Annotated in this window: 22 protein-coding genes; 15 read left to right on the top strand and 7 right to left on the bottom strand. The window is 61.7% G+C overall.

The features are described 5' to 3' along the window. Positions 1 to 41: 41 nt before the first annotated feature. Entirely contained in the window at positions 42 to 584 is a 543-nt protein-coding gene (gene idi / locus S7A_RS13175; RefSeq protein ID WP_009091282.1) for an isopentenyl-diphosphate Delta-isomerase, read from the top strand. Between the two features lie 55 nt (positions 585 to 639). Here the strand turns inward: idi and S7A_RS13170 are convergent, their stop codons facing one another. After that, on the bottom strand, positions 640 to 2,115 hold the full coding sequence (locus S7A_RS13170) for an MFS transporter (RefSeq protein ID WP_009091279.1): 1,476 nt from the start codon (positions 2,113 to 2,115) through the stop codon (positions 640 to 642). 304 nt (positions 2,116 to 2,419) lie between these two features. Between S7A_RS13170 and S7A_RS13165 the strand changes: the two genes are divergently transcribed. The 4 genes from S7A_RS13165 to S7A_RS13150 are packed head-to-tail and all read left to right on the top strand — an operon-like array spanning position 2,420 to position 6,169. Beyond that, positions 2,420 to 3,331, top strand: a complete 912-nt coding sequence (locus tag S7A_RS13165; RefSeq protein WP_009091278.1) for an ABC transporter substrate-binding protein — start codon at positions 2,420 to 2,422, stop codon at positions 3,329 to 3,331. 3 nt (positions 3,332 to 3,334) lie between these two features. Further along, complete coding sequence (locus tag S7A_RS13160) at positions 3,335 to 4,510, top strand: ABC transporter permease (RefSeq protein WP_009091276.1); 1,176 nt, start codon at positions 3,335 to 3,337, stop codon at positions 4,508 to 4,510. Continuing rightward, entirely contained in the window at positions 4,503 to 5,450 is a 948-nt protein-coding gene (locus S7A_RS13155) for an ABC transporter ATP-binding protein (RefSeq protein ID WP_009091274.1), read from the top strand. The genes S7A_RS13160 and S7A_RS13155 overlap by 8 nt, the downstream gene beginning before the upstream one ends. After that, positions 5,438 to 6,169 carry an ABC transporter permease gene (locus S7A_RS13150; RefSeq protein WP_009091272.1) on the top strand — a complete coding sequence of 244 codons (732 nt, stop codon included), beginning with the start codon at positions 5,438 to 5,440 and terminating at the stop codon, positions 6,167 to 6,169. The genes S7A_RS13155 and S7A_RS13150 overlap by 13 nt, the downstream gene beginning before the upstream one ends. Before the next feature lie 176 nt (positions 6,170 to 6,345). On the opposite strand, the gene S7A_RS13145 is transcribed toward S7A_RS13150, so the two are convergent. Beyond that, entirely contained in the window at positions 6,346 to 7,080 is a 735-nt protein-coding gene (locus S7A_RS13145; RefSeq protein ID WP_009091268.1) for a MerR family transcriptional regulator, read from the bottom strand. A 149-nt stretch (positions 7,081 to 7,229) separates the two neighbouring features. Between S7A_RS13145 and S7A_RS13140 the strand changes: the two genes are divergently transcribed. The 4 genes from S7A_RS13140 (at position 7,230) to ybiB (ending at position 11,623) form a co-directional block, all read left to right on the top strand. After that, a complete protein-coding gene (locus tag S7A_RS13140) occupies positions 7,230 to 7,793 on the top strand; it encodes a helix-turn-helix transcriptional regulator (protein WP_009091266.1) in 564 nt (187 codons plus the stop codon). Further along, positions 7,790 to 8,308 (top strand): GNAT family N-acetyltransferase, encoded by a 519-nt coding sequence (locus S7A_RS13135; RefSeq protein WP_009091264.1) that lies wholly within the window; start codon positions 7,790 to 7,792, stop codon positions 8,306 to 8,308. Before S7A_RS13140 ends, S7A_RS13135 begins: the two co-directional genes overlap by 4 nt. Positions 8,309 to 8,459: 151 nt before the next feature. Next, complete coding sequence (gene dinG, locus S7A_RS13130; protein WP_009091262.1) at positions 8,460 to 10,628, top strand: ATP-dependent DNA helicase DinG; 2,169 nt, start codon at positions 8,460 to 8,462, stop codon at positions 10,626 to 10,628. Positions 10,629 to 10,654: 26 nt separating this feature from the next. Further along, positions 10,655 to 11,623: a DNA-binding protein YbiB gene (gene ybiB / locus S7A_RS13125; protein WP_009091261.1), complete on the top strand. Its 969-nt coding sequence runs from the start codon at positions 10,655 to 10,657 to the stop codon at positions 11,621 to 11,623. A gap of 1 nt (position 11,624) precedes the next feature. Here ybiB and S7A_RS13120 read toward each other — a convergent pair whose 3' ends face one another. From S7A_RS13120 to hutH, 3 genes are all read right to left on the bottom strand, one after another. Continuing rightward, the gene (locus S7A_RS13120; protein WP_009091258.1) at positions 11,625 to 12,782 is read right to left on the bottom strand and encodes a M20 aminoacylase family protein; all 1,158 of its coding nucleotides are present in this window, start codon (positions 12,780 to 12,782) and stop codon (positions 11,625 to 11,627) included. A 203-nt stretch (positions 12,783 to 12,985) separates the two neighbouring features. Next, positions 12,986 to 14,671, bottom strand: a complete 1,686-nt coding sequence (hutU, locus tag S7A_RS13115) for a urocanate hydratase (RefSeq protein ID WP_009091257.1) — start codon at positions 14,669 to 14,671, stop codon at positions 12,986 to 12,988. A 15-nt stretch (positions 14,672 to 14,686) separates the two neighbouring features. Then, positions 14,687 to 16,237 carry a histidine ammonia-lyase gene (gene hutH, locus S7A_RS13110; RefSeq protein WP_009091255.1) on the bottom strand — a complete coding sequence of 517 codons (1,551 nt, stop codon included), beginning with the start codon at positions 16,235 to 16,237 and terminating at the stop codon, positions 14,687 to 14,689. A 305-nt stretch (positions 16,238 to 16,542) separates the two neighbouring features. Here hutH and hutC point away from each other — a divergent pair, with 305 nt between their 5' ends. After that, positions 16,543 to 17,298 (top strand): histidine utilization repressor, encoded by a 756-nt coding sequence (gene hutC, locus S7A_RS13105; protein ID WP_009091253.1) that lies wholly within the window; start codon positions 16,543 to 16,545, stop codon positions 17,296 to 17,298. Here hutC and S7A_RS13100 read toward each other — a convergent pair. Continuing rightward, a complete protein-coding gene (locus S7A_RS13100; protein ID WP_009091251.1) occupies positions 17,282 to 17,824 on the bottom strand; it encodes a HutD family protein in 543 nt (180 codons plus the stop codon). The genes hutC and S7A_RS13100 overlap by 17 nt on opposite strands. Beyond that, entirely contained in the window at positions 17,821 to 19,176 is a 1,356-nt protein-coding gene (locus tag S7A_RS13095; RefSeq protein WP_009091250.1) for a formimidoylglutamate deiminase, read from the bottom strand. The genes S7A_RS13100 and S7A_RS13095 overlap by 4 nt, the downstream gene beginning before the upstream one ends. A gap of 81 nt (positions 19,177 to 19,257) precedes the next feature. Here S7A_RS13095 and hutI point away from each other — a divergent pair, with 81 nt between their 5' ends. The 5 genes from hutI (at position 19,258) to S7A_RS13070 (ending at position 23,896) form a co-directional block, all read left to right on the top strand. Then, the gene (gene hutI / locus S7A_RS13090; protein WP_009091248.1) at positions 19,258 to 20,475 is read left to right on the top strand and encodes an imidazolonepropionase; all 1,218 of its coding nucleotides are present in this window, start codon (positions 19,258 to 19,260) and stop codon (positions 20,473 to 20,475) included. Next, positions 20,472 to 21,263 (top strand): N-formylglutamate deformylase, encoded by a 792-nt coding sequence (gene hutG / locus S7A_RS13085; protein ID WP_009091246.1) that lies wholly within the window; start codon positions 20,472 to 20,474, stop codon positions 21,261 to 21,263. The genes hutI and hutG overlap by 4 nt, the downstream gene beginning before the upstream one ends. A gap of 312 nt (positions 21,264 to 21,575) precedes the next feature. Continuing rightward, on the top strand, positions 21,576 to 22,424 hold the full coding sequence (locus S7A_RS13080) for a transporter substrate-binding domain-containing protein (protein WP_009091244.1): 849 nt from the start codon (positions 21,576 to 21,578) through the stop codon (positions 22,422 to 22,424). Between the two features lie 12 nt (positions 22,425 to 22,436). Next, positions 22,437 to 23,156 carry an ABC transporter permease gene (locus tag S7A_RS13075; protein WP_009091243.1) on the top strand — a complete coding sequence of 240 codons (720 nt, stop codon included), beginning with the start codon at positions 22,437 to 22,439 and terminating at the stop codon, positions 23,154 to 23,156. A gap of 8 nt (positions 23,157 to 23,164) precedes the next feature. After that, positions 23,165 to 23,896: an ABC transporter permease gene (locus S7A_RS13070; protein ID WP_009091241.1), complete on the top strand. Its 732-nt coding sequence runs from the start codon at positions 23,165 to 23,167 to the stop codon at positions 23,894 to 23,896.

The raw sequence follows: 23,896 nt of genomic DNA, 5'->3' as shown, positions 1-23,896 counted from the left end.
TCTTGTGCCAGAATAGTTGAGAATAATCTCAAGGAAACGCCATGTCTGCTATTGAAGTTATCCTCGTTGACCACCTCGATCGTCCCACCGGCAAAATGGAAAAGCTGGAAGTGCATGAAAAAGGACTACTGCACCGCGCGGTGACGGTCTACGTCTTCAATTCCCGGCAGGAGCTGTTACTGCAGCGGCGCGCCAGCGATAAATATCACTGTGGTGGCTTGTGGAGTAATACCTGCTGCGGGCATCCGTATCCTCATGAATCGACCCGTGACGCCGCTGAACGCCGCCTGCGCGAAGAGATGGGCATGGTGGTGACGCTGACGCCGGTGTTTGAGCTGAGCTACAACCTGAAGCTGAGTAATGGCCTGACCGAGCATGAATATGGTCACGTCTTTTTTGCCGTCTGCGACAGCCTGCCGCAGCTCAATCCGCAGGAAGCGGACGCCTTCGATTATCGCCCGATGGCGTTGATTGAAGAGCAGATGCAGCAGCAGCCAGAGCAGTTCACGCCGTGGTTTTTGCATACCTTCCCGCGTATCCCGGACTATCTGGAGCAGTTTCCTTTCCCGGCCGTTACGGCATAAAAAAACCGCACTGAGGTGCGGTTTTCCTGCGCTCTGTCCACGCCCGCAGCGCGGATTATCGCGGCAGCTCAAAATCCTCTGCATCCACATCATAACCCGATGGTTCCCAGCGGATGGCCAGCAGCGCCAGCAGTCCGGCCAGCGGGGCCAGGAAGATCACCCAGAACACGCCGGTGCCGAGCGCCGCAACCAGCACCGGGAACAGAAACAGTGAAACGGTCGAACTGCCGCGCATCAGCGTCTGATTGAAGCCGACGCCCACACCCCGCAGCGACGTGGGGTAGCTCAGTGACGCAAAGGTCATGGTGTGCGAGCCGGGCCCGAATCCCTGGCCAAACAGGAACAGCGCCAGCATCCCGATCGCGACAGCCGCTTCCTGCCCCCCTTCCGGGCGGCCAATCAGCGCCAGTCCGAGCAGCGCCACACACTGACAAATGTAACCCGCCACCGACATCTTCCAGGCACCCAGACGCGGCACCAGACGCACCGCCAGCAGCCCGCCCACAAAGGCGAACAGCAGATTCAGCGCCAGCGACACCAGAATCGTGGTCAGCATCGACTGGGCAAAAAAGCTGGTGATGATCACCGGCAGGCCAAATGCGACGGCGTTATAAGCAAAGGATGAGGCGATAGAGGTAATGGTCGCCAGCAGCGTGCGGCGGCGATAGACGCCCTGCAGCAGCGCACCATAGTTGCGCCAGCTCGCCCTGCGCACCGGTGTAACCGGCGTCAGCGCGGCATCGGGTGCCACCTGCGCGTTGATATTCCATGCGCTGCGTAAGATCGCCGCCGCCCCTTTCAGGTCGCCCTGATTGGCCGCCCAGACCGGCGACTCACTCATGTAACGACTGCGGATAGCGATAATGACTATCGCCGGCACGGCTCCAAACCCAAGGATCAGCCGCCACAGCCAGTCGGTATGGCTCTCCGGCAATACCGCATAGAGCAGCAGCACCAGCAGATAGGAGATACTGATCGCCGCGTACCAGGTCGGGCACCACATCGCCACGCTGGCGGCTTTATTCCCCTTACCGCGCAGCTTCGAAAACTCCGCCAGGAAGGCCATCGCCACCGGCAGATCGATGCCGACACCCAGGCCCATCACAAAGCGCGCTGCCCCCAGCACATACTCATTGGGAGCAAAAGCACAGGCGATAGCCGCGACGACGAAAAAGAACATATCGGCCATAAAGACTCGATAGCGGCCAATCTTATCGGTGAGGTAGCCGCCGAGCAGCGCACCCACGATCGCCCCGAAGGTAATCGCGGAGGCGATCATGCCGGTGCCGGTCGGCGTAAGATGAAATTCGCGCGTCACATCTTTGATGCCAAAAGCCAGCGCACCCAGATCGTAGGCGTCAAGAAACACGCCACCCAGCGCAATCGCCACCACGATGCGGGCATTATTGCGGGCGCTGTCGCCACTATTCACTAAACGGGAGACGTCAGCGGCGCTGCGAATCCATTGCGTTTCCCCGGCGGGCGAACGCCCGGCAGTCGCCACATGGGCAGAAGAAGTCAGGTCGGACATGATGTTGTGCGTCTTTTATTATAAAAACAGATTTTCGAGAATAGCCGTTTAGACGCCCAGACGTAAATTCATTTGAGTTATATAAAATTATTTTATAATCTCAAATCGTTATCAGATTGCGAGAAAGTCAGCGGCATCACCGCCGCGCCAGGCTACGCTTTTAAGGCAGAGAATTTACCGCTTCGCGCCCTGCCAGCATCGACTCAGAAAGCAGGAGAGCAGTCTGATCGCTCAGGCGCACCATTGACGCCTCGCGAAAACATCACGCTATAACAACACGCGATAATGCGATAAGGAAAAGGTCATGGTCAGAATTCGGGGTTGGATCGGCGTCAGCGCCTTACTGCTCAGCATCGGGGTAGCACAGGCAGCCGATCCGGTGCGGGTCGGCTCAAAAATTGATACGGAAGGCTCGCTGCTGGGAAATGTGATTCTTCAGGTGCTGGAAAAGCATGGCGTGAAAACCGTGAATAAAATCCAGCTCGGCACTACTCAGGTGGTGCGTGGCGCGATCACGGCGGGCGAACTGGATATCTATCCGGAATACACCGGCAATGGCGCGTTTTTCTTTAACGATGAAAAAGACAGCGTCTGGAAGAATGCCGCCCAGGGCTACGAGAAAGTGAAAAAGCTCGATGCGGAGAAAAACCATCTGGTCTGGCTGACACCGGCACCGGCTAACAACACCTGGACCATCGCTGTGCGAAAAGATCTGGCCGAAAAGAATCAGCTTACCTCTCTGGCCGACCTCAGCGCCTTTCTGAAAAAAGGCGGGACCTTCAAACTGGCGGCGTCGGCAGAGTTTATTGAACGCAGCGACGCCTTGCCCGCCTTTGAAAAAGCCTACGGATTTAACCTCACGCAGGATCAGCTGCTGTCGCTGGCTGGCGGCGATACCGCGGTGACCATCAGCGCGGCGGCACAGCAGACCTCCGGGGTGAACGCGGCGATGGCGTATGGCACCGACGGGCCGGTGGCGGCGCTGGGTCTGCAGACGCTCAGCGATCCGAAAGGCGTTCAGCCGATTTACGCCCCGACACCGGTGATCCGCGAATCGGTTCTGAAAGCGTACCCACAGATTGCGGAATGGCTGAAGCCGGTATTCAGCGCGCTGGACGAGAAGACGCTGCAACAGCTCAACGCGAAAATCGCCGTGGATGGTCAGGATGCCAGCAGCGTCGCGACCGAATGGCTGCAGCAGAAGAAGTTGCTGTAACCGATGGTGTTATCGCGGGAAGCGATACGTCGCCCGCTGCAGCAGCCGGTGGCCCTGCTGCTGCTGACGCTGCTGAGCCTGGCGCTGGCGGCGCTGCCGTTTCTTAACTTCGCCCCGAACCGGCTGGTGGCCGGGGAACCGCTGATGGGATCGCACATCAGCCGGTTCGGGCTGCTGCTTGTGCCGCTGCTGACGCTCTGGCTGCTGTTATGGCGGCCGCCAACGCGGGTAAACCTGGCGCTGGCGCTGCTGGCAGCGCAGCTGATGCTGGCCGCGATCCTCTGGCTCAGTGGTCATCAGGCCACGCTGCTCAGCCAGCAGGGCAGTCGTCTGGTACGCACCAGCTTTGCCAGCGGCCTGTGGTGCAGCGGCGCGCTGCTCCTGCTGCTTATCACCGATCGGGTGCGGCAGATCACCCGTCACCGGCTGGCTCAGCTGCTGCTCAATCTGCAGGTCTGGCTGCTGCCTCTGCTGCTGCTCTTCAGCGGTCAGCTCAGCGACCTCTCCCTGCTGAAAGAGTATGCCAACCGCCATGCGGTGTTTGATGCCGCACTGGGACGCCATCTCACGCTGCTGGCCGGTACGGTGCTGCCGGCGTTACTGATAGCGCTGCCGCTGGGGGTCCTGCTGTTCCGGCGGCCAGGCTGGCAGAGCGGCGTCTTTGGCGTGCTGAATGTGATCCAGACGGTGCCGTCGGTGGCGCTGTTTGGCCTGCTGATTGCGCCACTGGCCGGACTGGCAAATCACTTTCCGTGGCTCGGGGCCTGGGGCATCAGCGGCATCGGCATGGCCCCGGCGCTGATCGCCCTGGTGCTCTACGCCCTGCTGCCGCTGGTACGCAGTGTGGTGGTGGGGCTACAGCAGGTGCCACACGAGGTGCGCGAAAGCGCGCGCGGCACGGGGATGAGCGGCTGGCAGCAGTTTGTCGCGGTCGATGTGCCGCTGGCGCTGCCGGTCTGGCTGGCGGGTCTGCGGGTAGTGGTGGTACAGACGCTGGGCATGGCGGTGGTCGCCGCGCTGATTGGGGCAGGCGGCTTTGGTGCGATTATTTTTCAGGGCCTGTTAAGCAGCGCGCTCGATCTGGTGCTGCTGGGGGTGATCCCGGTGATCGCGCTGGCGGTGGCGATCGATGCGCTGTTCCGCCTGCTGATCTCACTGCTGGAGAGAAAAGATGATTGAGTTCAGGGGCGTTTCCCGCGCCTTTAACGGCAAAACGGCGGTAAAAGATCTGTCGTTACAGGTGGCGGAAGGGGAGTTCTGCGTGCTGCTCGGCACCTCCGGCTCCGGTAAATCAACCACCCTAAAAATGATCAACCGACTGGTAGAGTTTGACAGCGGTGACATCCGCTTTGCCGGTGAGTCAATTCGCCAGCTGAATGCCCGCACGCTGCGGCGACGCATGGGCTATGCCATCCAGTCGATCGGGCTGTTTCCGCACTGGACGGTGCAGAAGAATATCGCCACGGTGCCCGAACTGCTGGGCTGGCCCCGCGCGCAGATCAACGAACGCATCACGGCGCTGCTGGCGCTGCTGAATCTGGACGCACAGCTGCTGAAGCGCTATCCGCATCAGCTCTCCGGCGGGCAGCAGCAGCGGGTCGGCGTGGCGCGAGCGCTGGCCGCCGATCCGGAGGTGCTGCTGATGGATGAGCCGTTCGGGGCGCTCGATCCGGTAACGCGGGGCGCGCTGCAGCAGGAGATGCTGCGTATCCACCGGCTGTCGGGGCGTACCATCGTGCTGGTGACCCATGACATCGACGAGGCGCTGACCCTGGCGGACCGCATTGTACTGATGGATAACGGCGGGATTGTTCAGCAGGGCAGGCCGGTGGAGCTGCTGACCCGGCCAGAAAATGATTTTGTCCGCGACTTCTTTGGTCGCACGGAAATGGGGGTAAGACTGCTGTCGCTGGAGCACGCCGGGGATGCCGTCCGGCGCGGCGAGTGGCTGACGGGCGAACCCATCGCCGCGACGCTGACGCTGCGTGACGCCCTGTCGCAGTTTATCACCCGGCGCACCGATAAACTGCCGGTGATCGACGATCAGCAGCAGCCGCTGGGCGTGCTGCACTTTAGCGATCTGCTGCAACTGCGCGAGGGATTAGCATGCGCTGGCTGAAAGATCCGCTGCTGTGGCTGGTGCTGCTTTATGGCACGCTGCTGGCCCTGATGCCCTACAGCGGGCCGCTGTTTCACACATGGTTTCCCGACCTGGCGCGGCCACTCTATCAGCAGGAGAGCTTCTGGCAGCTGACGCTGGCGCATCTGCTGCTGGTGATCACGGCCAGCCTGCTGGCGATCGTTCTGGGCATCGGCAGCGGCGTGCTGGTCACGCGGCGCGCCGGTCGCGCCTTCCGGCCGCTGATGGAGACGATCGTGGCGGCGGGGCAGACGATTCCGCCGGTGGCCGTGCTGGCGATTGCCGTGCCGGTGATGGGCTTTGGGACCTGGCCCGCCGTCGTTGCGCTGCTGCTCTATGGGTTACTGCCGATTTTACAGGGCACGCTGGCCGGACTCGACAGCGTGCCCGCCAGCAGCCGGGAGATCGCCACCGGGCTGGGTATGAGCCCCTGGCAGCGGCTGTGGCAGATCGAACTGGCGCTGGCTGCGCCGGTGATCATCGCCGGGATACGCACCTCGGTGATCATTAATATCGGCACCGCCGCCATCGCCTCGACGGTCGGGGCGAAAAGTCTGGGGTCACCGGTGATTATCGGCTTAAGCGGTTTTAATACGGCGTATGTGATTCAGGGGGCGTTGCTGGTGGCGCTGCTGGCTATCGTCAGCGACCGCCTGTTTGAGCGCCTGCAACGCTGGCTTAGCGTGAGTGAACGATGAGAGAGTATCCGACCAGCATCAGTCCGCTGGTGCCGCCGACGGCCATGATAAAAAAGAGCGTGGCGAAAAAGGCTTTTTTGCAGTTCATGGAGAAAACCTGAGCGTGTTAACAGTGAGGCGGGGATAATAGCGCGCGCAAGGCAGCAGGCAAAGCGCCCGGCGTGCGTTTTTTGTTATCAGGCGGGTTCGTGCAACCGCACGGAATAGCCCTGTTCCTGCCAGTGTGACAGCTGTTCCTGCTGGCGACGGGTCAGTTTTTTACCGGTAAAGACAAACATGTTCATGCCGGGAAAGAGTTCAGGACGCGGCACGTCCAGCGGTTCAGCCAGTACATCAATCCGCCAGCCGTGCTGCGACAGACGCCAGCCCTCCAGCCAGATGCGGGTGCGATCCTCGATACCCCAGCCGATGATCAGCGCATCCTTGCCCGATTTTTTGCGGCTGCCCGTCAGGCAGAACGCGACATAGTCGATCAGCAGACCATCCAGCAGGCTGCACATCGTGCGGGCGGTGTTCTGGTCCAGACTCAGCTTCTGGCGCACCGGCATAAAAACGTGGTCGATCAGCGCATCAATCGGATGCTCGCGGCCAATCGCGGCAATTTTGTTACGAAGTTTTGCGGGTCTGACATGGCGCAGAACGCTGATCAGCTCATCCTGCAGGGTTGTCCAGCCATCGTGGGCATCCACGTCGCCCCCTTCCAGCAGTGCCTTGACTTTACCGACCGGCACGCCGCTTTCAATCCAGCGCATGATCTCTTCGATGCGCTGTACATCTTCTTCATCAAACTGACGATGCCCGCCTTCGGTGCGCTGTGGCTTCAGCAAGCCATAACGACGCTGCCAGGCGCGCAGGGTGACTGGGTTTATGCCACAGCGCTCGGCGACGTCACCGATACTGTATAAGGTCATAAATGCCTCTTTCGATTGGTCTGAGTGCGATTACCATAACGAAGCCAGTTAAGTTGTACAATACATTTCGCAATGTACAACTTGACTGATACGCCTGTTTCCAGCTATATCTCATTTAAGAGAATATTTCCCTTATATGAGAAAATACCATGCCGGAGCTGAATACGGAGCAACGACTGGCGGTAAGGCTGGCAGAATTACGCCTGCAACGCGGCTGGTCACTGGATGAACTTTCTGTCGCCACCGGCATCAGTCGCGCGTCATTATCGCGCATTGAGCGAAGCGAGACCAGCCCTACTGCCGCATTGCTTAACCGGCTGTGTGCCGCTTACGGATTAACCATGTCTCGCCTGCTGAGTGAGGTTGAGGAGTCGTCGAGTCTGCTGGTGCCTCATGATCAGCAACCGGTCTGGCATGACCCGTCCAGCGGTTTTATCCGCCGCAATGTTTCACCGCCCGCACTTCATTTTAGATGCGAACTGGTAGAGGGCAAATTACGGCCTGGTGCACGCATTGAATATGATGCGCCACCCATCCAGGGACTGGAGCAACATATCCTGCTACAGGCAGGCGGCCTGACCGTATCGGTGGCCGAACAGCAGTGGACGCTAAAGCCCGGTGACTGTTTACGTTTTCACCTCACCGGAAAATCGGCTTTCGAGGCGCATCTGACCGAAGGCGCACACTATCTGCTGGCGGTGGCAAAACCATGATCGATTATCAGAGGCTTTCACCTGAACAGGCACAACAGGAGATCGATGGGCTGACGGCAGTGCTTCAGGCCTGCGTGGCCGATGGAGCCAGTGTCGGATTCGTGGATGCCGCCGATGTGGCGGTGATGACGCGCTTCTGGCAGCAGCGGGTAGCCAGTCTGACCAGCGGGGAGAGCGAACTGCTGGTGGCGCGTCAGCACAACCGGATTGTGGCGACGGTGATCCTCAGTCGCAGCGCGATGCCGAATGGCCGCCATCGGGCCGACGTCAGTAAGCTGCTGGTGCATCCGCAGGCGCGGCGTCAGGGGATTGCCCGCGAACTGATGCAACGCGCTGAGCAGCTGGCCCGCGGGCAGGGCAAAACGCTGCTGGTGCTGGATACCCGCAGCGGTGACGTTGCCAGCGATCTCTATCGTTCGCTGGGCTGGCAGGTGGCAGGGTTGATCCCCTTTTATGCCGAGTCGACGGCGGGCGTGCTGGATGCCACTACCTATATGTATAAGGTGCTGGCGTAGCCTGCTTCCGCGCCGGACGCCCCGGTGCTGAACGCCTCCACGCTATCCGCTGAAATTTCCGACGGCGCACGAAAAATTCAGCACGAAAGCTGACGCCGCCGGGATACTGTGTAAAAATACAGGCCATTTTTTCGGTGTGGTAACGCAACTCATGGCCCTGACAGCCGCAGTAAAAAGCCAGATAGCGCAGTGGTATAAAGCGCTTTCGCAGCAGGTGCCTGATTTCATTCCGCGTGCGCCGCAGCGTCAGATGATCGCCGAAGTGGCAAAATGTCTGGCTGGTGACGATGCGCGCCACCTGGCGGTGGAAGCGCCGACCGGCGTCGGCAAAACGCTCTCCTATCTTATTCCCGGCATCGCGGCCAGCCGCGCCCAGGAAAAACGGCTGGTGATCAGCACCGCCAACGTGGCGCTGCAGGATCAGATCTTCACCAAAGATCTGCCGCTGCTCAAAAAAATCATTCCCGATCTGACTTTTACTGCCGCCTTTGGACGCAGACGCTATGTCTGTCCGCGCAATCTGGCCGCGCTGGCAGCCGACGACGATCAGCAGGGCGATCTGCTGCTCTATCTGGACGACGACGCCGTCAGCAGCACCAAAGAGGAGCAGACGCAGTGTGGCCGCCTGCAGAAGTCACTGGATCGCTATCAGTGGGATGGCCTGCGCGATCACAGCGAGGAGAACGTCAGCGACAGCCTGTGGCAGCGGCTCTCCACCGACAAGGCGAGCTGCCTGGGCGCGCACTGCCGCTGGTATCGTGAATGCCCCTTTTTTGTCGCGCGCCGCGAGATTGAGCAGGTGGATGTGGTGGTGGCGAACCATGCGCTGGTGATGGCCGCGATGGAGAATGAGTCGGTACTGCCGCCCGCTAAAAACCTGATGCTGGTGCTGGATGAAGGGCACCATCTGCCGGAAGTGGCCCGCGATGCGCTGGAGATGAGCGCCGACATCACGCCGGGCTGGAGCAGCCTGCAGCTCGATCTCTTTATCCGGCTGGTCGACGGCATCATGACCCAGATGCGGCCGAAGTCGCCGCCGCCGCTGGCAAACCCGGAAAGGCTGAAAGCGCACTGCGATGAGCTGCGCGAACTGCTTACGGTGACCGCCCAGGCGCTGAATCCGCTGCTGCCGCCCCATAACCAGCCGGGCGAATATCGCTTTGTGCTCGGGGCGCTGCCGCAGGAGTTACTCGACCTCTGCGCCCGGCTGTTTAAACTCAGTGACGCGCTGCGCGGGCTGAGTGAAGGCCTGATCAATGCGCTGAGCGAGCAGACGGGCAAGGTCGACGTGGTGCGGCTGCACCGTAATCTGCTGCAGCTCAATCGCCAGTTTGGCTGGTTCGAATCGATCAGCAAACTGTGGCGGCTGGCGGCGATGGAGAAAGCCTCCGGCGCGCCGGTTTCAAAATGGATTACCCGCGAACTGCGCGAAGGGCAGGCGCACCTGCTGTTTCACTGCGCCGGTATCCGCGTCAGCGATCAGCTGGAGAAGATGCTGTGGCGCAAAATCCCGCATGTGGTTGTCACCTCCGCCACGCTGCGTTCGCTCAACAGCTTCAACCGCCTGCAGGAAATGTCGGGACTGAGCGAAAAAGCGGGCGACCGCTTTGTGGCGCTCGACTCCCCGTTCAACCACGTCGGGCAGGGCAAGCTGGTTATCCCGCAGATGCGCTATGAACCCCTGATGTCGCATGAGGCGGAGCATATTGCCGAGATGGCCGGTTTCTTCCGCCAGCAGATGAAAGAGAAAAAGCACAAAGGGGTGCTGGTGCTGTTTGCCAGCAACCGGGCGATGCAGCAGTTTGTCACCTCGCTGCCCGATCTGCGGCTGTCGATGCTGGTGCAGGGCGATCAGCCGCGCAGCCGCCTGGTCGATCTGCACCGGCAGCGGGTTGCTAAAGGCGAAACCAGTATTCTGATTGGCCTGCAATCCTTCGCTGAAGGCCTGGATCTGAAAGGCGATCTGCTGAGTCAGGTGCATATTCACAAAATCGCTTTTCCCCCGGTAGACAGTCCGGTAATTTTGACCGAAGGCGAGTGGCTGAAAAGCCTGAAGCGCTATCCGTTTGAGGTGCAGAGTCTGCCCAGCGCCTCATTTACCCTGATTCAGCAGGTCGGACGCCTGATTCGCAGCCATCAATGCTATGGCGAAATCGTAATCTATGACCGCCGGCTGCTGAGCAAAGCTTACGGCAGCCGCCTGCTGGCGGCGCTGCCCGTCTTCCCGATTGAGCAGCCGGAAGCGCCCGAGCCGGAAGCGATACCGGCCGCCGTGGTGCCCAAAACCAGCGTGCGAAAACGACGTCCCACGCGGCGCTGAGCCGCGCACTTAACCGGAAGCGAGTGATGGAACTGAATAAAATTATTAAAGAGATTGGTCGCGGTAAAAATCATGCCCGCGATATCGATTTTGAGAGTGCCGTGGCGCTCTACAGCGCCATGCTGGAGGGCGAGGTGCCCGATCTGGAACTGGGCGGTATCCTGATTGCGCTGCGCATCAAAGGCGAAGGCGAAGCGGAGATGCGCGGCTTTTATCAGGCGATGCAGGCGCAGATGATGCCGCTGCGTGCGCCGGAAAACCGGCCCATGCCGATCGTGATCCCCAGCTACAACGGTGCCCGTCGTCAGGGCAACCTGACGCCTCTGCTGGCGCTGCTGCTGGTAAAAATTGGCTTCCCGGTGCTGGTGCATGGCGTCAGCGACGACGCGACGCGCATTACCAGCGAGGCGGTGTTTGCAGCGCTCGGCATCGCACCGGTTACTACAGCAGAGGCGGCGCAGGCCAGACTGGATCAGGGCGAGCTGGCTTTTATCACCATCGATCACCTCTGCCCGCCGATGGCGAAGCAGCTGTCTCTGCGCTGGCGAATGGGCGTGCGTAACAGTGCGCACACGCTGGCAAAACTGGCGACCCCGTTTGCGGAGCGGGCGGCGCTGCGTCTGTCGAGCGTCTCGCATCCGGAGTATGTGCCGCGTGTGGCGAAATTCTTCAGCGACATCGATGCGCCAGCCCTGTTGCTTAATGGCACCGAAGGGGAAGTGTATGCGAATCCGCAGCGCTGCCCGGCGATCAGCATGATTCAGGGCGCGGGAGCCGAAACCGAAGTCTGGGTGGAGCGTCAGCCAGAAGTGGCCGTTGAACTGCCGGCAGATAAAACGGCAGAGGTGACGGCGCGCTGGATTGAGGAGGTGCTGAATCAGCAGCGCCCGCTGCCCGCGTCGCTGCGGCTGCAGATCGCCTGCTGCCTGCGCGCCAGCGGTCAGTGCGATTCACTGGCGGCGGCGGAGGAGCAGATCCGCGCTGCCGGTTACTGACTCAGGATTGCGGCAGGGCCTGTTCCACCAGATCCTGCCAGAAACGGATGCCAATCGGCAGCAGCGCGTCGTTGAAATCATAGCGGGCGTTGTGCAGCGGCGCAGAGGGGGTTTCTGCATCTGCGCCCAGCCAGAAGTAAGCGCCAGGGCAGGCTTCCAGCATGCAGGCAAAATCTTCCGATGCCATCGACGGATTCACCTGCCAGTGAACCTGTTCTGCGCCCAGCGTCGCCAGCGCCACCTTGCGCACCTGCTCAGCGGGCAGCGCATGGTTAGCGGTCACCGGATAGCCCGGCAACCAGTGCACCTCACCACTGACGCCAAACGGACGCGGCAGAGTCGCCACAAACTCATCAATCAGTCCGCGCACCTTATCGCGCACGCTGGTCTGCAGACAGCGCACCGTGCCGCGCAGCACGATCTGCTCCGGGATAACGTTAATCGCCTCGCCACCGTGGATCTGGGTTACGCTCACCACCGCCGAGGCGAGCGGTGACAGGCGACGCGACGGGATCGTCTGCAGCGCCAGAATCAGCTCGGCGGCGACTACCATCGGATCGGCTCCGCTTTCCGGCATCGCCGCGTGGCAGCTTTTGCCGTGCAGGGTGATCTCAAACGAGTCCAGCGACGCCATCATGGCACCGGGATTCACCGCCAGTGACCCCAGCGGCAGCCCCGGCCAGTTATGCATCGCGTAGATGGCATCCATCGGGAAGCGCTGGAACAGTCCCTCTTCCACCATTCTGCGTGCGCCACCGAGGTTCTCCTCGGCAGGCTGAAAGATGAAATGCACGGTGCCGCTGAACTGGCGCGTCGCGGCCAGCTGGCGGGCAGCGGCCAGCAGCGTGGCACTGTGACCATCGTGGCCGCAGGCGTGCATCACGCCCGGTGTGGCAGAGCGCCACGCCGCTTCCCCTTTCTCCGTGATCGGCAGCGCATCCATGTCCGCCCGCAGGCCAATGACCGGGCCAGGACCATTCTCCAGCGTGCCGATGACCCCGGTGCCCGCCAGGCCACGAAACACCTGCAATCCCGCCCGGGCTAACTCCTCCGCGATAAACTGGCTGGTTTGCTGTTCCTGGTAACCTAATTCGGGGTGGCGATGAAACTCACGGCGCCAGCGCAGGGCATCTTCAAGCAGGGCAGGGGAAAGGGTCATGCAGAGTCGCGCTCCATACAGAATGAGAAGATTTCACTTTAGAGGTCGTCTGGCGCGGCGTCTATCGCCGTCAGGCTTAAATCGGGCTATAGGCTAAATCAAAATGGAATAAGTAATAAGGAAGTGATGTCAGCGGCCTGCCGCCAGGGGCGAAGCGTGAGGTTGAAAGCCGGGGCAGGCTGCGGCCTGCCCCGGTCAGGGTGTTACTTCTGCATGGGCAGGTTCAGGTCGTGCTCTGCGGCGCACTGTTGCGCCAGCTCATACCCGGCGTCGGCATGACGCATCACTCCGGTCGCCGGATCGTTCCATAACACCCGACCCAGACGTGCATCCGCCTCTTTGCTGCCGTCACAGACAATCACCACACCCGAGTGCTGAGAGAAGCCCATACCCACGCCGCCGCCATGATGCAGGCTGACCCAGGTCGCGCCGCCTGCGGTGTTCAGCAGCGCGTTCAGCAGCGGCCAGTCAGAAACCGCATCAGAGCCATCTTTCATCGCCTCGGTTTCGCGGTTCGGTGAGGCGACCGAACCACAGTCGAGATGGTCGCGGCCAATCACCACCGGCGCTTTCAGCTCGCCGTTGCGCACCATTTCGTTGAACGCCAGACCGGCCAGATGCCGTTCACCCAGCCCCAGCCAGCAGATACGGGCAGGCAGTCCCTGGAAGGCGATGCGCTCCTGCGCCATATCGAGCCAGCGATGCAGCGTTTTGTGATGCGGGAACAGCTCTTTGAGTCGGGCGTCGGTCTTATAGATATCTTCCGGGTCGCCTGACAGCGCCACCCAGCGGAAGGGGCCTTTGCCTTCACAGAACAGGGGACGGATATAGGCGGGCACAAAGCCGGGGAAATCGAAGGCGTTGCTGACACCCTCATCCAGCGCCACCTGGCGGATATTGTTGCCGTAATCCACGGTCGGAATGCCCATATGACAGAAGTCGAGCATCGCCTGGACGTGGATCGCCATCGAGGCGCGCGCCGCTTTCTCTACCGCTTTCGGCTGGGAAACACGCTCCTGCTCCCAGCGCGCCAGATCCCAGCCAATCGGCAGATAGCCATTGATCGGGTCGTGCGCCGAGGTCTGATCGGTCACGATATCCGGCTTCGGCCCGCCCGCCCTGGCGCGTTTTACCAGCTCCGGCAGAATCTCAGCGGCATTGCCCAGCAGACCGACAGAAATCGCTTTTTTCGCGGCGGTGGCGTCGCTGATCAACGCCAGCGCCTCATCCAGCGTGGTGGCTTTGTAGTCGACGTAGCGGGTTCGCAGACGGAAATCGATGCGCGACTCCTGGCACTCAATTGCCAGCACACAGGCGCCAGCCAGCACCCCGGCCAGCGGCTGCGCGCCGCCCATGCCGCCCAGTCCGGCGGTGAGGATCCAGCGTCCGCTCAGGTCGTTGTTGTAGTGCTGACGTCCCGCCTCGACAAAGGTTTCGTAGGTGCCCTGCACGATGCCCTGCGCACCGATATAGATCCAGGAGCCTGCCGTCATCTGGCCGTACATCATCAGGCCCGCTTTATCCAGCTCATGGAAGTGATCCCAGTTTGCCCAGTGCGGCACCAGGTTGGAGTTCGCCAGCAGCACGCGCGGCGCGTCGGCGTGGGTGCGGAAGACACCGACCGGCTTGCCGCTCTGGATCAGCAGGGTTTCGTCCGGCTGCAGAAGCTGCAGGGAACGCAGGATCTGCTCGAAGCATTCCCAGTTGCGTGCCGCTTTTCCGATGCCGCCGTAAACCACCAGATCTTCCGGCCGCTCGGCCACATCGGGGTCGAGGTTGTTCTGAATCATGCGGTAAGCCGCTTCAATCAGCCAGTTAGCGCAGTGCAGCGTAGTGCCGTGTGGCGCACGAATCTCACGTGCCACAGCCTGAGAAAGAGTTTCGCTCATTACAGATTCCTTAATTCAAGAAGTGGAGCGCATGCTCGGCAGCAGCGCGGTCAATGCCTGAGGCCAGTCAGCGCGGCTTGCCCACTGACGCATGGCGTCGATATCGGGTGCCAGCAGGCGATCTTCCTCCAGGAAGGCCACCTGCTGACGGATCTCATCTAACGCCTGCTCAATCAGCGCAGAGCTTTTCAGCGGCCGGTTAAACTCAATACCCTGCGCGGCAGCCATCGCCTCGATGCCCACCACGGCGGCGCTGTTAAAGCACATGCTGCCGAGACGACGCGCAGCGTAGGTCGCCATGGAGACGTGATCTTCCTGGTTTGCAGAGGTGGGGAGGCTGTCGACGCTGCCCGGATGGGCCAGCGACTTGTTCTCAGAGGCCAGCGCAGCGGCGGTGACCTGGGCGATCATGAAGCCGGAGTTCACGCCGCCGTCACGCACCAGGAAGGGCGGCAGACCGGATAAGCCGCTGTCCAGCAGCAGCGCCAGCCGCCGTTCAGAGATGGCGCCTACTTCGGCAATCGCCAGTGCCAGGATGTCAGCGGCAAAGGCCACCGGCTCGGCATGGAAGTTGCCGCCGGAGATCACCTCACCGCTGTCGCTGAACACCAGCGGATTGTCCGAAGCGGCGTTCGCTTCGATTTCCAGAATCCGCGCCGCGTGGCGGATATTGTCCAGGCAGGCACCCATCACCTGCGGCACGCAGCGGATGGAGTAGGGGTCCTGCACGCGGCCACAGTGGGTGTGGGACTGCAGGATTTCACTCCCTTCGATCAGGCTGCTGACGGCGGCCGCGACCGCAATCTGGCCCTGCTGGCCCCGCGCCTGATGAATACGGGCGTCGAACGGTTTCAGGGAGCCTTTAATCGCCTCCAGCGACAGCGCGCCAGCCATCAGCCCGGCGGCAAACAGATTCTCCCCTTCAAACAGGCCGCGCAGCGCCAGCGCGGTCGAAACCTGGGTGCCGTTGAGCAGCGCCAGCCCCTCTTTCGGCCCGAGCACAAAGGGCGACAGGCCAACGCTTGCCAGTCCCTCTGTTGCCGGGATCAGCGCGCCATTGACCCGCACCTGCCCTTCGCCCAGCAGCATCAGCGACATGTGCGCCAGCGGCGCGAGATCGCCAGAGGCTCCGACCGATCCTTTTTCCGGAATGCAGGGCATCACACCGGCATTGAACAGCGCCAGCAGCGCCTCCACCAGTTCGATCCGCACGCCGGAGTGACCGCGGGCCAGGCTGACGATTTTGGTGGCGACCATCAGACGGGTGACATTGTCGGGCAGCAGATCCCCCAGCCCGACGCTGTGAGACAGCACCAGATTGCGTTGCAGATCGGCCAGACGGCTGGCCGGAATCTGCGTCTGCGCCAGCTTGCCAAAGCCGGTGTTAATGCCATATACCACGTTGCCGGAGGCGACGATCGCCTCCACGGTCTGCTGCGCCGTTGCAATCGCCTGACGCGCGCTGTCATCGAGGCTCAGCGTCACGTGACCCTGATAGATGGCGCGTAAGGTGGCGAGGTCTACCTCGCCTGGCACCAGGCGCAATGCCTGAGACGAACCTGACATAGTCTACTCCTGTCTATACAAGTGTGCTGGCACGGCTGAGCGGTTTTTCCTGCCCTGAACCAGCGGGATAATGCGAGTGAAACATAAGTGTCTATTCTTGTCTATACAAGTAGCAAGGGGCGTGCCAGGCCGATCACAAAAATGGAATGCCTGCCTGCTGCGGGTGAGTGAGGAAACGAAGGCGGAGGCTGCACCATCAGGAGGCGGGCGCTGCACCAGAGAGGCACAGCGCGCCGGACTGGATGTATATACATTCACGCGGTGAGACAGTAAACTGAAGGCACTATCAGGAAAAGGAACAGCAAATGGTCGAGCATACGGCACTGGCACAACTGGCGGCGGCGATGAGCGATGAGCCCGCCCCGATTTATCAGCGGGTGAAGCAGGCGATCATCAGCCAGATCCGCGAAGGAATGTGGAAAGCGAATCAGCGTGTGCCGTCAGAAAGTGAACTGGTTAATGAGCTGGGCGTCAGCCGCATGACCATCAACCGGGCGCTGCGTGAACTGACCAGCGAAGGCTTTCTGGTCCGGATGCAGGGCGTCGGCACCTTTGTGGCCGAGATGAAAGGCTACACTGCCATGCTGGAGGTGCATAATATCGCCGATGAGATCGCCCAGCGCGGTCATCAGCACAGCTGTAAAATTCTCGCCATCGGTCAGAATAAAGCCGATCCCGAACAGGCGGCGGTGCTGGGACTGACCACCGGGCAGACGCTCTATCATTCGCTGATTGTGCACTACGAGAACGATCTGCCGGTACAGCTGGAGGACAGGCTGGTCAATCCGCTGGTCGCCCCCGATTATCTGGCGCAGGACTATCAGCAGATGACCCCGTATACCTATCTGATGCGGGTTGCGCCGCTGACGGCGGGCGAGCACATTGTTGAAGCGGTGCTGCCCGATGTGCGTCAGCGCAAACATCTGTCGCTGGATGAGCACGAACCCTGCCTGCTGATCCGCCGTCAGACCTGGAGCGACAACAAAATCGTGACCTACGCGCGGCTGCTCTATCCCGGCTCACGTTACAAACTGCTGGGCCGCTTCAGGGGACACGGCTAAGCCGGGTAAACAGCAGCCGGGCGTCCCGGCTGTCGGGCATGAAACTGCACGCCTCATCGACCCACCATGCGCCCTGTCGGGCGGTCAGCTGTTTCCCGTCGTCGCTCCGCCACGCGCCTGCCAGCACCCAGGCAACCCCGTGCAGGCTGCTGACGGGGGCGGTAACCACCTCAACCGTGGCCTGCCACTGCCCCCGCCGCGTCATAATGTTAAAGTCTTCACTGATGCTGTCCTGCAACTGCGCGGTGAGGGCCAGTTCGCCGGCAAATGACCAGGGCTGCTGCGGCATTAACCGATGCGCTGTGCCCGGCGCGGTAAGCAGGACCGGGTCGCCCTGCAGCAGGGTGATGATCCGATCGATGCCCGGAAAGGCCGAGAAGGGGCCATCCTGCGCCAGGGTGGCAATGCTGGCGCGCCAGCCAAAGGATTCCGCACCGGGCGGAAAGCTGACAATTTCGCGGGTCTCGCCACCGCCATTGCGCCAGCGGCTGACCGCCAGGTCAGCGTAAGAGAAGCGGGCGATCATTGCAGTGCCGCCATGGCCTGACGGAAGCGTCTGGCACACGCCGCCTGATGGGGATGCTCGCCATCGACGATCACCGCCTTACCCGCCACGTAGACGTCCCGAATCTGATCGCGCTGACCGGCAAACAGCCAGCGGTTCAGCAGCGCCTGAGATTCCACGCTGCCGAGCCACGCCTCATCGCGCAGCACCAGCCAGTCGGCGCGCTGTCCCACCGCCAGCGTACCCTGCTGAATGCCGCACGCCTGCGCTCCGCCCGCCGCCGCCTGCTGCCACAGCAGATCGCCGACCGACGGCTGGCCGGGCAGGGTAATGCGGTTGCGTCGCTGATCGCGCAGTCGCTGCGCATACTCCAGCCAGCGCAGCTCTTCCTGGGCGCTGAGCGAGACATGGCTGTCGGAGCCGATGCCCCAGCGTCCCCCCTGCGCGATATACTCCACCGCCGGAAAAATGCCGTCACCGAGATTCGCTTCGGTGGTGGGGCAGAGACCGGCCACCGCACCGCTGCGGGCGAGGCGCGTCAGCTCGCTCTCATCCAGATGAGTGGCGTGGATCAGGCACCAGCGTGCATCCACGGCAAAACGGTTCAGCAGCCAGCTCACCGGGCGTTCGCCGCTCCACGCCAGCGAGTCATTCACCTCTTTCTGCTGCTCCGCCACATGGATATGCACCGGCAGCGTCGGATCGCTCTCCACCAGCACCGTCTCCATCTGACTTTCACTGACGGCCCGCAGCGAATGAAAACAGAGGCCGCGGTTCAGCAGGGGCCGCTGCTGCTGCCACGCATCCAGTCGCGCCTGCTGTTGCAGATAACGATCGGTCTGCTGAATAAAGCGTTTCTGCCCGGCAGCCGGAGGCTGGCTGCCAAAGCCACTGTAGCTGTAGAGCACCGGCAGCAGCGTCTGGCCGATACCGGCCAGTTCGGCGGCGTCGATCAGCTGCTGCAGCATGGCGTCATCTGCATAGGGCGCGCCGCTGGGATCGTGATGCAGATAGTGAAACTCCGCGACCTGGGTGTAACCCCCTTTCAGCATCTCAATGTAGAGCAGGGCGGCGATGTCGCCCGCCTGCTGCGGCGTCAGGCGCTGCACCATGCGGTACATCCGGTCACGCCATGTCCAGAAGCTGTCCTGCGGATCGCCCGCCACTTCCGCCAGACCGGCCATGGCGCGCTGAAAGGCGTGCGAGTGCAGATTAGCGATCGCCGGGATCACCTCGCCGTTGAGCAGCACCGCCTGATCGGCGTGGCTCTCCGGGGTAAGAGCGTCGATAAAACCGGCCTGATTGACCGTGATACGTACCTGCTGCTGCCAGCCCTCCGCCAGCAGTGCGCGCGGGGCAAAAAAAGTCGCCATGGTTGATCCTCGTCGGATGTAGTTGTATATACATATACATACTTTAAGAGACAGTGTAAACGGTGGAGGCACGAGGCAGCGATGGCGGAAGAGATGCAGGTAGAGACGGTCTGGACCGGGGCGGATCTGGTCACCATGCGGGACGGAAAGTACCACCTGATACCTGAGGGGGCGATGGCGGTACGGGCGGGTAAGCTGGTGTGGGTCGGCCCGGCGGCTGAGATGCCCGCCTTCGTCGCCGCGCGGCATCATCATCTGCCGGGCGGTATCGTGACGCCGGGACTGGTGGACTGCCATACCCATCTGGTGTTTGGCGGTGACCGCAGTCAGGAGTTTGAACAGCGCCTGAATGGCGTCAGCTATGCCGACATTGCCGCACAGGGCGGCGGCATCCTCTCGACGGTACGGGCGACCCGCGCCGCCACAGAGGAGGCGCTGGTGGCGTCGGCGCGCTGGCGGCTCGACCGCCTGCTGGCAGAGGGGGTCACCACGGTGGAAATCAAGTCCGGCTACGGGCTGGATGAGGAGAGCGAACTGCGGATGCTGCACGCGATTCGCCAGCTGGGGCAGAGCGTGGCCGCCGATGTCCGTGCCACCTGCCTGGCCGCCCACGCCTTTCCGCCGGAGTTTAAGCATGACCCGGAGGGGTGGGTCGAACTCATCTGCGAACGGCTGCTGCCGCAGGTGCAGGCGCTGGGACTGGCGGATGCGGTAGACGCCTTCTGTGAACATCTCGCCTTTTCACCGCAGCAGGTCGCGCGGGTGTTTGATCGGGCGGTGGCGCTCGGTCTGCCGGTGAAGCTGCACGCGGAGCAGCTCTCGTCGCTGGGGGGAGCGGCCCTGGCGGCCCGTTACGGTGCACTTTCTGCCGACCACCTTGAATACGCCACCGAGGAGGATGCGAAAGCGATGGCGGCACACGGCACCGTGGCGGTGCTGCTGCCGGGCGCTTTCTATCTGCTGCGGGAAACCCGGCGTCCCCCGGTGGATCTCTTCCGGCAGCACGGGGTGCCGATGGCGCTGGCCAGCGATGCCAATCCCGGCACCTCACCGGCGCTGTCGCTGCGTCTGATGCTCAACATGGGCTGCACCCTGTTCGGCATGACCCCGGAAGAGGCGCTGGCGGGCGTGACCCTGTGGGGCGCAAAAGCGCTGGGGCTGGCTGACAGCCACGGCTCGCTGGAGGCGGGAAAAGTGGCGAACTTCGTTCACTGGCCGCTGGCCCGTCCGGCAGAACTGGTTTACTGGCTGGGCGGTGAGCTGCCCTGTACCGTTATCTATCGTGGAGAACCCCAATGAATCCCTTCATATTTACCCGGGGCAGCCTGCCGCTGCTGGTCAGTATTCCCCATGCCGGCACCGAACTGACGCCCGAGGTGGACGCCGGACTGAGCGACGCCGCGCGCGGTTTACCGGACACCGACTGGCACATCCCGCTGCTCTATGATTTCGTGCGCGACCTCGGAGCCAGTGTATTAATCGGGCGTTACTCGCGGTTCGTGGTCGATCTGAATCGCCCGCCCGATAATCAGCCACTCTACACCACCGCCACCACCGGTCTGTTCCCGGAAACCCTGTTCGACGGCACCCCGACTTTCCTGCCAGGCAAAACGCCCGATGCGGCTCAGCGTCAGAGCTACATCGACCAGATCTGGCAGCCTTACCATCAGCAGATCCAGCAGGAGCTGGCGCGGCTTAAAGCAGAGCACGGCTATGCGCTGCTGTTTGATGCACACTCCATCGCCAGTGAAATTCCCCGCCTGTTTGAGGGCCGCCTGCCCGATATCAACCTTGGCACCAATGACGGTGCCAGCTGCAGCCCGGCGATGAGCGCGGCGCTGGAGGCAGTCTGCGCCGCGCAGCACGACTACAGCTGGGTGATTAACGGACGTTTTAAAGGCGGTTACATTACCCGCGCCTATGGTCAGCCGCAGCAGCAGACTCAGGCTGTCCAGCTGGAGCTGGCGCAGCTGAACTACATGGATGAAACCCCGCCTTACGCCTGGCAGCAGGCGCGCGCCGCGCAGTTGCAAAAAACGCTGAAAACACTGATCCACGCCATGCTGGCGGAGGGCAAAACCCGATAATCCCACCACGGCGATGCGCCACTCCGGTGCATCGTCGCGCTGAACCGGTGCAGGCGGGTGCAGGCCGCCTGACTGCACGGCGCTCCCCGCCGCCTTTTTCCCTTTTGCAGAGCTGGCATAACCTTTGCTTGGTTGTATGTACAACTACTGCTGCGCATCCATCACATCATAAATTCTGTCTGGCTCACAAAACGATAAAGCCGGGAATGAACTGCGCCGCGTTAGCTTGTATATACATGACATATCATCCTGTGAAATTTATGTTAAATCTCGTCAGGGCGATCACCAGGCCGCTACTTTCAGGAGAACCGTATGACGCACCCACTGACTCTTCGTCGTTTATGTCTCACGACCCTGGTTTCCTCTCTGCTGCTCTGTGGCGTCAGCGCCCAGGCGAAAGAGTGGAAGTCGATCACCATTGCCACCGAAGGCAGTTATGAACCCTGGAACCTGACGCTGCCAGGCGGCAAGCTCGGCGGCTTTGAACCGGAACTGATGGCGAATCTCTGCCAGCGTATGGCGATTCAGTGCAGGCTGGTGGTGCAGAACTGGGATGGCATGATCGCCGGGCTTAATGCCGGAAAATATGACGTGATCATGGATGCGATCGTGATTACCCCGGAACGAAAAAAAGTGGTCAGCTTCACCCTGCCTTACGCCTCGACGCCTGCCACCTTCATCACCCTGAAAGGGAGCCTGCTGCCTGCCGACAGCCAGATTATCAAGCTGACCGATGACGCAAAAACCGTGGAGCCGGCCATTGCAGGTCTGAAAGCGGCGCTGAAGGGCAAAACGATCGGTATCGCCTCCGGCACGGTTTACACCCCCTTTATCGACAAATATTTCAAAGAGGTGGCGGATGTCCGTGAATACACCAGCTCGGCCGACGCCATCCTCGACCTGCAGGCGGGGCGGATTGATGCGGTGTTTGACGACGTGACCTTCGCGCAGTCGATGCTGGCGCGGCCCGAAAACCGCAATCTCAGCTTCAGCGGCCCGCAGCTGGGCGGCCCGATCTGGGGTGAGGGAGAGGCGCTGGGCGTGCGCATGGCGGATAACGATCTGAAAGCCCGGCTGGATGAGGCGATCAAAGCCGCACTGGCCGATGGCACAGTGAAAAAGCTGAGCGAGAAGTGGTTCAAAACGGATGTCACACCCTGAGTGAGGTAACTGATGATAAGCCTGCTGAGTTTTGGCCCGGACGGCTGGGGACGGTTGATTCTGAGTGCCGCGCTGACCACGCTGCTGCTGTCGTTTGCCGCGCTGGTGGTGGGGGCGGTGGTCGGATCGGGCGTTGCCGCCGCGAAGTTATCTCCCCACCAGCCGGTTCGCTGGCTGGGGGAAGGATACTCGGTGATCTTTCGCGGCATTCCTGAGCTGCTGGTGATCTACCTGTTCTACTTCGGAGGATCGGGGCTGATCACGCAGATCGGCCAGCTGTTTGGTGCCGACGGATTTATCGAAGCGCCGCCGTTTCTGATCGGGGCGCTGGCCATCGGGCTTATCTCCGGCTCTTATCAGGCGGAAGTCTATCGCGCCGCACGGCTGGCGCTGGCGAAAGGGGAGATCGAAGCGGCGGTCGCGATTGGCATGCCCCGCTGGCGCATCCGGCAACGTATCCTGCTGCCGCAGGTGGCGCGCTATGCGCTGCCGGGTTTATCAAACGTCTGGCAGATGAGCCTGAAAGATTCGGCACTGGTGTCGGTCACCGGCATCGTCGAGCTGATGCGGGCGAGCCAGATTGCCGCCGGTTCGACCCGTGACTACTTCGCCTTTTATCTGGTAGGCGGAGGCTGCTATCTGCTGCTGACGCTGCTGTCCAACCGTGCCTTCCTGCGCGCTGAATCCCGTCTGGGGCGCGCCTGGCAAAGCCGCACCGCTGCACAGCACTAGGGGGATTGATGATCGATTTTGCGTTTCTCACAGACACCTTCCTGAAACTCAGCGCCGCGCTGCCGGTGACGCTCGGTCTGTTTATCAGCGCCTTTGTATGCGGTGGCGTGCTGGCGACAGGGATTCTGGCGCTGCGCATGAGCCGCTGGCGGCTGCTCAGCGGCTTTGCCCGCGGCTACATTCTGGTGTTTCGCGGTTCGCCGCTGATGATCCAGCTGTTCCTGATCTACTACGGTCTGGGGCAGTTTGGCGTGATCCGCCACAGCCTCCTCTGGCCATTTCTGCGTGAGCCGTTCACCTGTGCGGTGCTCGCGCTCTCGCTCTGCACCGCCGCCTACACCGCAGAGATCCTGCGCGGGGCGCTGCTGGCGGTGCCGCCAGGGCAGGTCGAGGCGGGGCTGGCGTGTGGGATGTCACGCGGGCTGCTGCTGCGGCGCATTATTGCGCCGGTCATGCTGCGTTACGCGCTGCCTGCCTACTCTACCGAAGCGATTCTGCTGGTGAAATCGACCGCGCTCGCCAGTCTGGTGACGGTGTGGGATGTCACCGGGGTGGCGCAGCAGATCATCCAGCGCACCTACCGCACCATGGAGGTCTTTCTCTGTGCGGCGGCGATCTACCTGATCCTTAATTTCATCATTGTGCAACTCTATGCCCTGCTGGAGCGGCGTCTGACGCCGGTGCACAAACCGGAAAAAAAGCCGTTACCGTCCGCTAAGCCGATCCCCGGAGGAGAATAA

Source organism: Pantoea sp. Sc1, from assembly GCF_000255315.1.
GTDB classification, from domain to species: Bacteria; Pseudomonadota; Gammaproteobacteria; order Enterobacterales; family Enterobacteriaceae; genus Pantoea; species Pantoea anthophila.
The sequence above is the reverse complement of the archived record's forward strand: the minus strand, read 5'-3'. Positions and strand labels throughout refer to the sequence as shown.